This window comes from Nocardia spumae, assembly GCF_020733635.1.
Lineage (GTDB): Bacteria > Actinomycetota > Actinomycetes > Mycobacteriales > Mycobacteriaceae > Nocardia > Nocardia spumae.
The window spans coordinates 4,280,967-4,294,885 of sequence record NZ_JAJFZL010000001.1 but is presented as its reverse complement, the minus strand read 5'-3'; the positions used below and the strand labels follow the sequence as shown (position 1 = coordinate 4,294,885).

Here is a 13,919-nt window from a genome sequence, read left to right as displayed (position 1 = left end):
AACCCATCGAACAGAGGAGGACCAAACCCTATGCCTGACAACACATCCGAGACCGACCAGATCGTGAACGAAGTTTCCGGGCTGGCCCGCCGGGTCAACCACGTTCTTGCCTCCTGGCGGACCATGAATCCCAGCGCCACCCGCGTGCCGCGCAGTGTGCGGCGCGAGATCAACGCACTGGTCAAGGCCGACGCTCACCAAACCATGTTCGCCCACTCCCAAGAGCGCCGGCGGCTGACCGCCAGCTTGGTCGAATACCGGTGGCGACTGCTCAACGAACAGCAGATCCGCGCGTGGGACACCCCTGACACCTGGTTCGATCGCCAGCGCGAGCTCGACACCGCCCGGCAGCGGATCGAAACCCGCATCTACGCCTCCCAGCATCTCACCGCGACCGAACGCGGTCAGGCCGTGACCTCGCTGGCCACCGTCCACGCCTACCCGCGCCACCCGGTCCGCCCGGTGTTCCGGCCGACCTTCGGCCTGGACACCCTGCGTGCCCGAGCACGCGACGGATTGACCAGGCTGCGCGCCGGTCTCGCCGGCCCGACCGAACGGCGCCAGCTTCAGCAGTGGGAGCAGCTGCACCGCGAACGCGCCGTATGGGCAGCCCAACAGCGCACCTACCAATCGCCGTTCACGATGTCGGAGCGGCCGACCATCGATCAAGGCCCGCTGCACAATTCGGCTCGGGGCGCCTTCGCCTTCGCGGCCACCGCGGGCCCGGTGGCGGATCGGCTCATCGACTCCAACGCCGAGCCGAGCTACCAGGAGCGGTTCGAGCCCACGCAGCAGCCGGAACCGGCTGCCGAGGCCGCGGCACCCCAGCAGGAACCGGAGCGTGAACCGACGCGCTATTACGAGGTGGTCGTCGGCACCGCCGAGATGGTGCGCACGCACCCGGAACTGGCGAAACGAGCCGAGTTCACCAGCCTCCCCGAGGGGCATGAGTGGGCTCTGGACCAGCTCGCCGACGATTCGTACGGCTGGCCTGACAAAGCCGATCTGACCGTCCAGATCGGCGACGCCGGGACCCAGTCGCCGATCTACCACGCCATCGGGCAGCGGAACGCGGTCATCGACGAGGTCGCCGGATGGCAGATCGACAACGATCACGGCCCGGTCAGCGAAATCGATCAGCTGCGCGCCGAACTGCACCAGGCCCGCACCGAGAACGAGCAGCTCCGTACCGAGAACACCGAGCTGACAAGCAAATTCGCCGATCACGACCTGGACCGGCAGCAGTCGCCGACCGCCGACGGTCCCGCAGCGGCGATGCCGCGCCCCGCGCAGCCGATCTTCCACGGCCCGGTCATCACCAAACCGGTACTCAACGGGCTCGACCGATGACGGACCCCGATCAGGCCCTCGCGGGCCGAAACAGCAACCCGGCCACCGGAGCCCACCATCGGTTAACCCACCCGGTGCCGGTCACCGAGCCCGCCACCCACACAACGATCGGAGGCCCGCAGCAGTGACACCCGACCAGGCCCGCGACAAAGTCACCAAGCTCCGAGCCCACGCCGACAGCGTCAAAGGCACCCCCGAGGCCCTGCTGTTCTACGCCAAGGCCAACGAACTCGCCGCAGCGCACGGGCTCCCGCTCATCGACCACCACCAGACCACCGCCGAGACACCGCGCCCCGATCGGGCGCGGCCCCGCGGCACACAGCAATCCACCCCCACGAACGCGAGGAGGACCACCACCATGACCAGCACCGCAACCAAGACCAAGCCGGCCCGGCCCGCGGGCGACACCACGATGAGCAAGGCGTTCACACCCCGTACCCGCGCCGCGTTCAACCGCAACAGCGAGCCCGGCACGCAGATCGAGGGCGTCATCGTCGCCATCGAGGAAGAGCCCGATCTCGATTACCGCACCCGCGCACCGAAACTCGATGCCAACGGCAACGAACGCATGGTCCCGATCCTGATCGTGCAGACCGACGGCACCACCAAGCCCTACGGGCAGGGACTGCGGAAGGTCTGGGTCCGCACCGGCATCGCCGACGCCCTGATCGGCGCGTGCATGGACGCCGGCGCCACCCGCACCGTCGTCGGCGGCAAGGTCCGGATCCGGTACGAGGGACTCGGCGAACCACCAGCCCCGAACTTCTCCGCCCCCAAGCTCTACACCGCCAGCTACCAGCCCCCGATCGACCAGGAGGCCTGCTGACATGCACTCCGAACACGAACAGGCCATGCGCGCCGACTTCGTCCGCTACACCGCACTCGAACCCAGCACCGATTCCGAGCTCGACCTCAACATCGAACTCGAACGCACCGAGATCGACCGCCACTGGCAGCGCGGACCCCACGCCGAACACTGGCGCGACCTGTCCGGCCTCGACCGGCAGTACCGCCACGCGCCCCAAGACATGCTCAGGGAACGAGACCTGTTGCGCGCCACCGATCCCACCTACCCCGCCACCGTGTACGAGCGCAGCCTGGAACAGGCCACCGACCTCGCGTTCGACCGGATCCCCCACATGCGCCGCATCTCCGCCGGCTACACCGAAATCGACGGACAGGTCGTACACGACGGCACCCGAAACAGTCTGGAATACCCCGAATCCCGTTTCAGCTCCAACCCATTCGAGCTGGACCTGTAGCCGGCCGGGCCGATTCCACCAGACCAATTCCCACCACGCCCGTTACGCCCCCCCAGATCACCGAGGAGGACAACTCATGCCCCGACTGATGTCCGTCGCACTGACCGAGACCCAGGTCCGCAACCGCACCAAGACCGTCACCCGCCGCACCGGCTGGCAAATGCTCCGACCAGGCGACCGGATCACGCTGTGCCGCAAGGTCCAAGGACGCAAACCCGGCGAGCCGCTCGACCGCATCACCGACGTCGAAATCGTCTCGGTCAACCGGGAACGACTCGACGCCATCACCGCCGTCGACGTCGCCGCCGAGGGGTTCCACAACTGGACCCGTGCCGAGTTCATCGAATTCTTCTGCAACACCCACCGCGGCGTGCGACCCGACAGCGAGATCACGCGAATCGAATGGCGCTACCTCGATTCGATCATCGAACTCATGCTGATCCAAGAGGACTATCTGCTCCACGGTGCAGACGGACCACTCCAGCGCAACGGGGGCTACCTGTGACTCTCGAAATCACCTCACCGCCGCAATTCGCGCCGCTGGAAATCGGCTCCCACACCCTCTACATTCCGGGACAGCCGACCGCCAGCGCACACGACACCAACGAATCCGAACAGCCACCGGTGCGCAGCGCCAGCCCTGCGCACCACAACGCACCAGCCGAAACCTCCGTGGTGCGCAGCGCGCCGCGGGCCTGGCCGGTCCTCTTGCTGGCACTGCCGGCGTTCGTCGCGATCTGGTCCGGCTGGGTCGGACTCGGACAGCTCACCGGATTCGGTCCGGTCCGACCTTTGCCGGGAATCTGGGATCAGTTCACGATCAACACCGCGATCACGTTGCCCATCGGGATGGAGGCATACGCCTCCTACGCGCTCTACGTCTGGCTGTCCGGACGCATCCGATCCGACCGAACCCGCAGCTACGCGAAGTATTCAGCATTCGGAAGCCTGATACTCGGCGCCGTCGGACAGGTCGCCTACCACCTCATGCGCGCCGCCGGCGTCGACGTGGCGCCATGGCCGGTGACCGTGCTGGTGGCCTGCCTTCCCGTCGGGGTTCTGGGCATGGGCGCGGCGCTCGCACACATGATCATCCGCGAGCACCACACCCCGAACCTGCACACCGACGGTGCACAGGCAGTGCGTAGCCCGGAAGACGCGGTGCGTAGCGCAGATGCGGAACGTGTCGTCGCAGTCCGAGATGGGCATCAAGAGCCCCCCGGCGTGCCGGTCTCGTTGCCGACGGCGCACCAGCTCCAGCAGATCGAGGCAGGCCCGCCGAGCACCAGCGCACCGGCCGGTGCGCGCGACCGGTGGGCCGACATCGCTGAGGAAGTTTGCAACGCCGATCCCTCCAGGCGCCGTAATCCGGAAAAGGTCGCGACCATCCTCCGGCTGCGGTTCGAGCGGAACTGGCCGCACGCGCGCATCGCAGACAACGTCGAACTGAGCCGTACGACGGTCACCCGCACCATCAACGCCGCGCGTGACCACATCACGGAAGGAGCAATCGAAAATGGACAGTAAGGAGTACATGCAGACCACGGATGGCGACCAGTATGGACAAAAGGGTCTGTCCGTCATCAGCGCCAAGCGGGAGCGGACTGTACTGGAGCCTGCGGATTGGTACACCACCGAGGAGGTCGCGGCGATGCTGAGAGTGGATGCGTCCAGCCTGCGACGCTGGCGGACCGCAAGGCCCCCGCAAGGGCCGCCGTTCGTCACAATCTCCGATCGGACGACCAGATACAGCGGTGCAGACCTGATTGCCTACCTCAAGGGCAGGCGTGTCGATCCAACGGCGGCAGCCTGATGAGCGACGACAGGGTCGATCTGGCGCCGTTGGGCGTCGCGGTGACCGGCTACGTCGAAATTCGAGGGAAGGCTGGCCGGTGTCGCGCTAGGGTGCGCTGGACCGACCCGCTCACGAAGCGCCGCGACTCGAAGTCAGAATCTTTCGCCACCGAGGAGGAGGCGACAGCGTGGATCGAACAGATCGAGCAGGCTGCCAAGCGGGGAGTTGATCCGAAGACCGCCACGTCGACCTTGGCCGAATACGGAAATGCTCACTGGGACACCGCAATGCGCGGAGTCGAGCCCAAGACTCTCGATCCGTATCGGGCTGGCTGGCGGTTGCGGGTGGTGAAATCGCTAGGGCACCTGCCGATCACGATGGTGACAACCGGAGTGGTCGACCGCGCTGTCACGAAGTGGATCGACGCCGGCTGTGGTGAATCGACCATCAAGAACACCCTTGCCGCGTTGGCCCGAGTACTGAATCAGGCGGTGAGAGACGAAGTAGTCGACCGCAACCGCGTCGACGTGAGCGGCTGGCAGCGTCAACTCGTCAAGCACGAAGACGAGATCGACAATCCGAGATCGTTGGCTCTGCCGAACTGGGAAGCGCTGCAACAGCTGGCCGACGCACTGGTGGAAGCATCGCACGGTCGTTACCGCGGCTGGGGTGACGCCGTCGTCTTCGCTGCATGCACCGCAACGCGGATCGGCGAGGTCTCGGGTTGCCGGGTGGGTGATATCGATACCGAACAGTGGGTGTGGACTCTCCGGCGTCAGACAACTCCGGGACCGGGCGGGATGAAGGACAAGCGCACGAAAGGCAAACGGTCCCGGCCTATTCCGGTAATCGAGGAGATCCGCCCGATCGTCCTGCGCCGCATCAACGTGGCGGCGGTGCGGGTTGCCGCGGATCCGGCGCTGCGGGATGCATCCGAAAAAGAGCGCGGTGAAGCGCTGAGGGATGCCCGGGTATTCGTGGGGCCACGAGGCGGACGAATCGCGACCGCGGTCCTGCGGGATGCAACGAACTGGGACGAGGTAGTGGCCCAGCTTGGCTTCGAGCACCTCCGTCGCCACGATCTGCGGCACACGGGGCTCACCTGGTTCGCCGATGCCGGTGTCCCGCTGCATCGGTTGCAGCAGATCGCCGGTCACACCGATCCGCGCATCACTCAGCGCTACCTACACCCCGACATCGAGGCTCTCCGAGACGACGGTCAAAAGCTGTCTCAGCACCTGCAGAGCGGTGCTGGCCCCAGATTGGCCCCAACTCTACGGATAGCCCAATAACGAAAAATCCCCTCCGACCCTGGTCGGAGGGGATTTTTCTTGGTCGGGCTGACAGGATTTGAACCTGCGACCACTTGACCCCCAGTCAAGTGCGCTACCAAGCTGCGCCACAGCCCGTTGCTCCCGCTCGGCGGGTGCTCGAAGAGATTACCTCACCACCCCCCGGTTGGACCAAATCGGGTCCATGGTGGCTGGTTGTACCAGGTCGGCGGGGGCGTCGGGTGTGGGAGTATCGGTCGGTGTCGTCAGTGACTGGGGATCGGTTTCGCCGGCTCGCTCGCTCTTCGCCGTGGCGATGGCGAACGCTCGAATTCCGTTGGGGCAGTGGCGCGGAGGTTCCGTTGCATGCGTGGATTCGGCGGCCGGGGAGTGTGCGGGTGGAGGATGTGCGGGGGAGGGTTGTCGAGGTCGTCGCCGGGACGCGGCCGTTTCCGGGGGCCGGTATCGACAGGGGGCGGGGGTGGGAGCCGATGCCGGGGCGGTGGCCGTCGGAGGTGGAGCCGGTGTATGCCGACGATGGGCTCGTCGAGGTCGTCCCGGATGTGTTCGATGTGGATTCCGATGTGGACTACGACAGCCCCTTCTTCCGGGACTACCACTGGGTGGCCATGTTGAATCCGATCGAGTTGGCCGATGGGGTGCGTGATGGTGGTGTTGCCGCTGAGCTGGGCGATGTGACGGTCGTCGAGCATCACGGCCGACCGGCGTGGCAGGTGACCGCCCGGTCGACGAGCGCGTACGAACCGCGGTGTGACTGCTGTGCGCTGCTCGGCGGGCAGTTCGACTATGACCGGCAGATATGGATGCCGGGGCCGTCGTCGGCGATTCGGCTCGATGTGCAGACCGGGGTGTGTGTCGGGATCGAATCGGACGGGTTGACGCAGCTTGATGTGGAGATCCTTACCGTCGATCAGCCTCTCGGTGATGACCTTTTCCGGTGATCCTGGTGTGGTCCGCCGCCGAACCTCGTGCGGGAGTGTGGAATCGAGTCGGTCGTTTCGCCGTGTGAGCCGGACCGCCCCGCTACACTTGGCGCCCGACATCTACTCCACCCCAACGATTTCCGGTACATCTCCCGCTCTGTCCGGGCTGCCGATCCGAAGGGGCGGCGTGGAGGTTGATGGCACTGTCGTCCGCTGCACCGGTATAACCATCTCAGGAGATCACTATGCGCGCAGGCCGGTTCCCCTCGGTCGTAATGGCCCTGGCCGTGGTGGCCGCCATGACGGGCGCCGGTACGGCGTCCGCCCGGGAGGAACCGGACTACTCGTGCACCGATACCGTGTTCGGGGAGCGGATGCTGTCGTTGCACAACGATTTTCGTGCCCGTCATCAGGCCGCGGAACTTCAACTCGATCAGGCGTTGAACCGGGTGGCCGAGGAATGGGCGCAGCACCTGGCCCGGACCCACAGCTTCGAGCATCGGCCGAACTCCGGCTACGGCGAGAACCTGTTCATGATGTCGAGCGGTGGTTCCGACCATGCGGGGGCCGATCAGGCGTTTCGCTCCTGGGCGGACGAAGAGGGTGCCTACGACTACGGCAAGCCCGGATTCAGCGTGGAGACAGGTCATTTCACGCAGGTGGTCTGGAAGGGCACCACGCGGATCGGAGTGGCGCGTGCGTGTCTACCCGGTTCCTCCGAGACCTACGTGGTCGCCGACTACGATCCGCCGGGCAACTACGAGGGCCGTTTTCCCGACAACGTGCGGCCGTCCGCTTGACCGGCGATCGGTCGCCAGGCACGCATGGCCCAGCCGTTATGCGGTGAAGCTGTCTGCGTCGCCCTGGCGCGGTGGTTAGAGTGAGCGTCGTGAGTCCCGCGAAGATCGTGATCGTCGGCGGTGGTTTCTCCGGCGTCGAATGTGCCCGTTACCTCGAACGTCATCTGAACCCGGAGGAAGCGTTCATCCAGCTCGTCACGCCGGATGCGGGGTTGCTCTATCTGCCCCTGTTGCCGCAGGTCGCCTCCGGTGTGCTGAATCCGCGGTCGATCTCGGTGTCGCTGCGGCGGGTGCTGCGCCGGACCGAGGTGGTGCCGGGCCGGGCGATCGGGGTGCATCCGGAGACCCGGCAACTCGTGGTGAGCCGGTCGGCGGGTGTGGAGAGCGCACTCGAATACGACCATCTGGTGCTGGTGCCGGGCAGTATCACCCGGGTGCTCGATGTGCCGGGTCTCGACGAGTACGGATTCGGGATGAAAACCCTGGCCGAGGCCATGTACCTGCGCGACCACGTGTTGCGCCAGCTGGATGTGGCCGCGATGCGCGGCGGGGAGGACGAGGATCGGGAGCGGCTGAATTTCGTCACCATCGGCGCGGGCTATGCGGGCACCGAGACCACGGCGGTGCTGAACAAGGTCACCCGGGCTGCCGCGCGCCGCTATTTCCCGAAGGCGGAATCGGAAATGGTCCGTTGGCATCTGGTGACTCGCGGCGACCGGATCATGCCCGAGCTCGGGCAGCAGCTCGGTGAGCAGACCAAACGGATTCTGGCCGAACGCGGGATCGAATTGATCTGCGGCGCGTCGGCGAAAGAGGTTACCGCGCACGGTGTTCAGCTCACCAACGGCCGGTTCATTCCGTCGCGGACGGTGCTGTGGACCGCCGGAGTCGCGCCGAGTCCGCTCGCGGGGCATCTGGGTGCGGCGACCGAGAAGGGCCGCATCGTCACCGCCGCCGATTTCACTGTGCCGGGCCTGCCCGGTGTGTGGGCGTGTGGTGACGCGGCCGCGGTGCCGGACCTGACCGCGGGTGAGGGCGCGGTGTGCGCGCCGACCGCCCAGCACGCCATGCGTCAAGGGCGTCATCTGGGAAGGAATCTGGTGGCCGGGCTCCGTGGCGGGCGCCCGGAACCCTACCGGCATCCCGATCTCGGCATGGTGGTCGACCTCGGCGGCACGGACGCGGTCGCGCGGCCGTTGGGGATCGGATTACGCGGCGCCCCAGCGCAATTCGTGACCCGTGGTTATCATCTGATGGCATTGCGGACGCTCATCGCGCGCGCCCGGGTGGCCTTCGACTGGGCTGCGCACGGGCTCGGCGGCGACGACTTCCTGCGCATCGGGTACGGGGATTTCGATACCCGCACCATCGGCGGGTTCGAACAGACCGGCTGCTATCTGCCGGCCGAGGATGTCCCCAAGGTTCTGGGCTCGCTCGGCGACAAGGATTGATGGAACGCTATGGCGACACCTGGCCTCGGGCCGGGGAGAACGACGCCGTTGCCGCACCGCGTGATGTTTCTCGGAACATGCTGTCGGACATATATTCTCGCGCCGGAATGGCCGTCGCTCACTCACTGTGCGGCCGCGTCGGGCGGGCGTCGGACGTATGGTGCGGTCCTCCGGACGCCGGGCCGGCCGCCGTCCGGCGTTCACCGTCGCTTTCGGACGATGGACAGAGCAGAGCGCGGGCACAGCGCCACGGCATCCCGTGCGGCATCCGGGTGCGGTGCGGCGTCGCACGAACCGTGCCGATGCATGGCCAGATCGTCGGCGAACACCGACAGTGCCGACCGCGCCAGCCGGGCGGCGCCGTCGGGGTGATGGCAGGCGTCGCGGCCGTCGACCGATCCGGCGAGGCGCAGGATCTCGGCGGGATCGCCGGAGCCGCCACGCGCGAGCTCGTTCAGTCGGGTCGCCAACTGCGGCAATCCGTTCCGGCAGGGGCCGCAGCGGCCGGAGCTCTGGGCCGCCAGGTAGCCGAGGATGTCGGCGGTGGCGCGCAGTCCGCAACCCCGGTGGAATTCGGCCAGGCCGGTGCGCGGCAGCAGTATCGCCCGTCCCGATCGGGCGGTGATTCCCGCGACGAGTGCCACCGACAGCAGAACCAGCGCGACCACGCCGCTACCGCGCCCGAACGCCCGCAGCGCCTCGTCGATTCCGGATCGCGTCACAACGACTCTCCGTTCACTGGATCGTGCTGGCCGCATTGGCGACCACACACGATCCGGCTGCCACCGATACCGTCCGCCACACCGGTTCGGCGCAGAGCGCGGTGCGCGATCGACGATGTGGTGCACCAGGTTTCCGCCGCGCAGTTGGTTCAGCCGAGTGTGCGGGCCACCGCGAAGACGCGGCGGAACGGCAGCCAGGTCGTGCCGTCCGCGCGGCGCGGGTAGGCGGTGGCCAGCAATGGGGCCAGCTGTGCGGTGAAGCGAGCCCAGCCGGCGTCGTCGAGTGCGTTGCGGACCGGGCGCAGTGCGGTGCCGCTCACCCATTCCAGCACGGGATCCTCGCCGCTCAAGCGCTGCAGATAGGTGGTCTCCCAGGCGTCGACGGTGCATCCGGCCGCGGTCAGCACCGTCGCGTAGCCTTCCGGATCGAGGACGTCGCGGGGCTGCAGGATTCCGGTCGAGGCCAGGTGCGGACGCCATTCGTCGCGGGCGGCCAGTTGCCGGATGGCCACGTGGGACGGGGCGTCGAAATTGCCGGGAACCTGCAGGGCCAGCCAGGCTCCCGCCGGCAGGGCGGCGACCCACTCCGGCAGGAGTTCGACGTGGGTGGGCACCCACTGCAGGACCGCGTTCGCGACCACGACATCGGTATCGGGCGCGGGACGCCAGTCCTGTGCGGTACCGACCTCGGCGTCGACTCCCAGTTCCCTTGCCGCGGAGACCATTTCGGGGGAGGAGTCGAAGGCTTCCAGGTGTGCGCCGGGCCAGCGGCTGGTCAGTGCGGCGGACAGGTGTCCGGGACCGCATCCGAGGTCGACCACCCGCCGGGGCTTTTCGGCGCCGATGCGCCCGATCAGTTCGAAGAACGGGCGAGACCGATGATCGCCGAAGCTACGGTACTTCTCGGGATCCCACATGAACCGCTCCCATCGCCGGAGATATAACCGTACGCGCGTTATATTATCTTGTGTGGCGGCCGTCTCGCCGGGCGGCCGGACATCGACGGGGCAGGGACCGCGGAAGCGGCCGGGTGGCCCCTGACCTCGGACTCGGGCTGTCCGCGAAGCCCGGTTCGGGAAGTGCGGGCGCCGTCGGGTAGGGTGGGTGGCAACACGGCAGCTCATCGAGCTGTCGATGCGGGGACGGCACCGTGGTTCCGTCCAGCGTCGTAGACGGCATTCATTGCGCGACCGGTTCGCTGCGTTGCTGCGCTACTCCTACGGCGATCGATTTTGCCTCTCGGCAATCTCGCCACGTCGTGCGTGTCCCCGTGTGGACGATGTCCACAGCCGGGCGTGGCACGACCCTATGCCCGAAAGGCACTGTCGCACAGTCATGAAAACCTCTTCTCCTTCGTTCGCCCTGCTCGGCGTCCGCCCGCCGCTGGCCCAGGCGCTGGCGGCCAACGGGATCGCCGCACCGTTTCCCATCCAGGCCGACACGCTGCCGGATTCACTCGCCGGCCGGAATATTCTCGGCCGCGGACGCACCGGCAGCGGTAAGACGCTCGCCTTCACGATTCCGGTGATCGACCGGCTCGGCGAGACCGGTCGGCAAGCCGCGCCGAACCGCCCCGTCGGGCTGGTCCTGGCGCCGACCAGGGAACTCGCCACCCAGATCGCCATGACGATGGAACCGCTGGCCGCCGTGTACGGGATGTCGGTCACCACCGTTTTCGGCGGTGTGCCACAACAGCGCCAGGTGCGTTCGCTGCGCCGTGGCGCCGATATCGTCGTCGCGTGCCCCGGCCGGCTCGAGGATCTGATGCAGCAGGAGCTCATCGCTCTCGACGACATCCGGATCACCGTGATCGACGAGGCCGACCACATGGCCGATCTCGGATTCCTGCCCGCCGTCACCCGGATCCTGGCGGCCACCCCGTCCGATGGCCAGCGCCTGCTCTTCTCGGCGACGCTGGACAAGAGTGTCAACCGGCTGGTCGACCGCTTTCTGCCGGGCGCGGTGCGGCATTCGGTGGGCGAGGCGGACACTCCCGTCGCGACGATGGCACACCACATCTTCGAGTCCGCCGACATGACCGCCAAGAAGGCGCTCGTACAGCAGCTCGCGGCCGGCGCCGGCCGGCGAATCCTGTTCACCCGCACCAAACACCAGGCTCGCCGGCTGGCCCGGCAATTGCGGTCGGCGGGCATCGCCGCTGTGGAGTTGCACGGTGACCTGGCGCAGAACGCCCGCGACCGCAATCTGGCGGCGTTCGCCGGTGATGCCGCGACGGTGCTGGTCGCCACCGATGTCGCCGCCCGCGGCGTGCACGTCGACGATGTCGAACTCGTGGTGCACGTCGACCCTCCCGCGGAACACAAGGCCTACCTGCATCGTTCGGGCCGCACCGCACGAGCGGGCGGTTCCGGGGACGTCGTGACGCTCATGCTGCCGGCCGAGCGTGGCACCGTCACCACCTTGCTGCGCAAGGCCGGTATCGATGCCGCGGTGCAGCAGGTTTCGGAGGACTCGCCGGCGGTGTCGCGGCTCGTGGGACCGATCGCCGCGCTCGTCGACCAGTCGCAGCGCGGTGCGCTTGTGCCGTCGGCCGAGGCGAAAAAGTCCGCGGCTCAACCGTCGCCACGTGCGCAGAAGTCGCGGCGACACGGCGCCGGGAGCGGTGGCGGCGCTGCGGCCGGTGGTGGCGGGCGACGTCGTGCCACCAGGGACCGCGTGGCCGGTGACCGCGTGGCCGGTGGGCGTGTGGGTGACCGCGGCTCCGATGGGCGGCCATCCGGTGACCGCACTGCCGGCGCCCGGACCGCCGGAGACCGCAGTACCCGTGCGCGCACGAACCGTGATCGTGGTACCGGTGGACGCGTCACCGCCGACCGCGCCGCCGGTGATCGCGTCGCCGGTCGCCGGGGGGCCCGCGGCCACGGTCAGGGTGTTGCCCCGGCGGGCAGCACCGGTGGCCGGGCCGGATTCTCGCGCACCGCGGGCAGCCGTAGTCGCTGACCGCGGCCGGGTGGGCGGCGTTTCCTGATCGCCTCGCACGTCACCCACTCGCATGCGGCGTGGCGGCATCCGGGGTCGGAGACCGACTATCTGAGCCCCGGCTACTACCGCCGGGTCGCGCAGACCCTCGAGCGTGGCAAGTTCGACTTCCTGTTCTTCGCGGACCTGCTGGCCACACCGGTCCGCTACGGCAACGACATCCGGGTGCCGCTGCGCAGCGGCACCCAGGCCTCGGCGACGATCGATCCGGCGCTGGTGGCGGCGGCACTGGCCGACACCACCGACCGGCTCGGGCTCGCGATCACCAAGTCCACCACCTACTTTCATCCCTACGAGGTGGCCCGGATCTTCGCCACGCTCGATCATCTGTCCGGCGGGCGGGCCGCGTGGAATGTGATCACGTCGCTCAATCAGGCGGAGGCGCAGAATTTCGGGCTCGACAACCATCTGGGCCACGACGAACGCTACGACCGCGCCCACGAGTTCCTCGAGGTGGCCTACAAACTGTGGGGCAGCTGGGATCCCGACGCGCTCGTGCGGGACAAGGAATCGGGAGTATTCGCCGATCCGGACAAGGTGCGCGTCGTCGACCACGACGGGCGCTGGTTCAAGACCCGCGGGCCGCTGACCGTCCCGCATTCGCCGCAGAGCCGGCCGGTGCTGATCCAGGCCGGATCATCGCCGGTCGGCCGCGACTTCGCGGCGCGCTGGGCCGAGGCGATCTTCGAGATCGACCCGACCCCGGAGGGCCGCCGCGCCTACTACGACGACATCAAGTCGCGCGCATCGGATTTCGGCCGTGATCCGGACCAGGTGAAGATCTTCCCGTCGTTCGTGCCGTTCGTGGGGGAGACCGAGACCATCGCCCGCGAGAAGCAGGCGTTCCACAACGAACTGGCCGATCCGGTATCCGGGCTGATCACCCTGTCGGTGCACACCGACCACGATTTCTCCCGCTACGACATGGACGCGCCGATCGAGGATGTCGTGGTCCCGGGCACGCAGGGACTGTTCGACGTGGCCCGGCGGCTGAGTCTGCGCGACAACCTGACCCTGCGCGATATCGGCACGCTGTACGCGCAGGGCGTGTTGCTGCCGCAGTTCGTCGGCACCCCCGCCCAGATCGCCGATCAGATCGAGGCCGGATTCCACGGCGGTGAGGCCGACGGCTACATCCTGTCCGCGGCTCAGGCACCGGGCACCTTCGACGATTTCGTCGACCTCGTGGTGCCGGAACTGCAGCGGCGCGGGCTGTTTCGCACCGAGTACACCGGCGCCACCCTGCGCGATCATCTCGGCCTGAGCCCCGCGAGCCTGAACCCGGTCCCGCGTCGCGTCACCGCCGCCGCCGGCGGCTGACCGG

At 67.8% G+C, this 13,919-nt stretch carries 14 protein-coding genes and 1 tRNA gene; 12 read left to right on the top strand and 3 right to left on the bottom strand.

All coding sequences use genetic code 11. The features are described from left to right. The first annotated feature begins 30 nt into the window (after positions 1–30). The 7 genes from LKD76_RS19230 (at position 31) to LKD76_RS19200 (ending at position 5,699) form a co-directional block, all read left to right on the top strand. The gene (locus LKD76_RS19230; protein WP_227982706.1) at positions 31–1,350 is read left to right on the top strand and encodes a coiled-coil domain-containing protein; all 1,320 of its coding nucleotides are present in this window, start codon (positions 31–33) and stop codon (positions 1,348–1,350) included. Positions 1,351–1,474: 124 nt separating this feature from the next. Next, complete coding sequence (locus LKD76_RS19225) at positions 1,475–2,176, top strand: DUF2786 domain-containing protein (protein ID WP_227982705.1); 702 nt, start codon at positions 1,475–1,477, stop codon at positions 2,174–2,176. A gap of 1 nt (position 2,177) precedes the next feature. Further along, complete coding sequence (locus tag LKD76_RS19220; RefSeq protein ID WP_227982704.1) at positions 2,178–2,612, top strand: hypothetical protein; 435 nt, start codon at positions 2,178–2,180, stop codon at positions 2,610–2,612. Positions 2,613–2,688: 76 nt separating this feature from the next. Then, entirely contained in the window at positions 2,689–3,117 is a 429-nt protein-coding gene (locus LKD76_RS19215; RefSeq protein WP_227982703.1) for an ASCH domain-containing protein, read from the top strand. Further along, complete coding sequence (locus LKD76_RS19210; RefSeq protein WP_227982702.1) at positions 3,114–4,139, top strand: sigma-70 RNA polymerase sigma factor region 4 domain-containing protein; 1,026 nt, start codon at positions 3,114–3,116, stop codon at positions 4,137–4,139. Before LKD76_RS19215 ends, LKD76_RS19210 begins: the two co-directional genes overlap by 4 nt. Continuing rightward, positions 4,129–4,425 (top strand): helix-turn-helix domain-containing protein, encoded by a 297-nt coding sequence (locus LKD76_RS19205; RefSeq protein WP_227982701.1) that lies wholly within the window; start codon positions 4,129–4,131, stop codon positions 4,423–4,425. The genes LKD76_RS19210 and LKD76_RS19205 overlap by 11 nt, the downstream gene beginning before the upstream one ends. Then, on the top strand, positions 4,425–5,699 hold the full coding sequence (locus tag LKD76_RS19200; protein ID WP_227982700.1) for a site-specific integrase: 1,275 nt from the start codon (positions 4,425–4,427) through the stop codon (positions 5,697–5,699). Before LKD76_RS19205 ends, LKD76_RS19200 begins: the two co-directional genes overlap by 1 nt. Positions 5,700–5,739: 40 nt before the next feature. Here LKD76_RS19200 and LKD76_RS19195 read toward each other — a convergent pair. Further along, positions 5,740–5,816: transfer RNA gene (locus tag LKD76_RS19195), tRNA-Pro, on the bottom strand. Between the two features lie 386 nt (positions 5,817–6,202). On the opposite strand from LKD76_RS19195, the gene LKD76_RS19190 reads away from it, so the two are divergent. From LKD76_RS19190 to LKD76_RS19180, 3 genes are all read left to right on the top strand, one after another. Then, on the top strand, positions 6,203–6,640 hold the full coding sequence (locus tag LKD76_RS19190) for a hypothetical protein (RefSeq protein ID WP_227982699.1): 438 nt from the start codon (positions 6,203–6,205) through the stop codon (positions 6,638–6,640). A gap of 227 nt (positions 6,641–6,867) precedes the next feature. Next, on the top strand, positions 6,868–7,422 hold the full coding sequence (locus LKD76_RS19185) for a CAP family protein (protein WP_227982698.1): 555 nt from the start codon (positions 6,868–6,870) through the stop codon (positions 7,420–7,422). 89 nt (positions 7,423–7,511) lie between these two features. Beyond that, positions 7,512–8,873 (top strand): NAD(P)/FAD-dependent oxidoreductase, encoded by a 1,362-nt coding sequence (locus LKD76_RS19180; RefSeq protein WP_227982697.1) that lies wholly within the window; start codon positions 7,512–7,514, stop codon positions 8,871–8,873. 200 nt (positions 8,874–9,073) lie between these two features. On the opposite strand, the gene LKD76_RS19175 is transcribed toward LKD76_RS19180, so the two are convergent. Then, a complete protein-coding gene (locus LKD76_RS19175; protein ID WP_227982696.1) occupies positions 9,074–9,595 on the bottom strand; it encodes an NADH-ubiquinone oxidoreductase-F iron-sulfur binding region domain-containing protein in 522 nt (173 codons plus the stop codon). Positions 9,596–9,744: 149 nt separating this feature from the next. Further along, positions 9,745–10,512, bottom strand: a complete 768-nt coding sequence (locus LKD76_RS19170; RefSeq protein WP_227982695.1) for a trans-aconitate 2-methyltransferase — start codon at positions 10,510–10,512, stop codon at positions 9,745–9,747. 418 nt (positions 10,513–10,930) lie between these two features. Here LKD76_RS19170 and LKD76_RS19165 point away from each other — a divergent pair, with 418 nt between their 5' ends. Both LKD76_RS19165 and LKD76_RS19160 read left to right on the top strand, forming a co-directional pair. Beyond that, positions 10,931–12,556, top strand: coding sequence for a DEAD/DEAH box helicase (locus tag LKD76_RS19165; protein ID WP_227982694.1), 1,626 nt, complete (start codon positions 10,931–10,933; stop codon positions 12,554–12,556). 24 nt (positions 12,557–12,580) lie between these two features. Next, the gene (locus LKD76_RS19160) at positions 12,581–13,915 is read left to right on the top strand and encodes an LLM class flavin-dependent oxidoreductase (RefSeq protein ID WP_227985312.1); all 1,335 of its coding nucleotides are present in this window, start codon (positions 12,581–12,583) and stop codon (positions 13,913–13,915) included. Positions 13,916–13,919 lie beyond the last annotated feature (4 nt).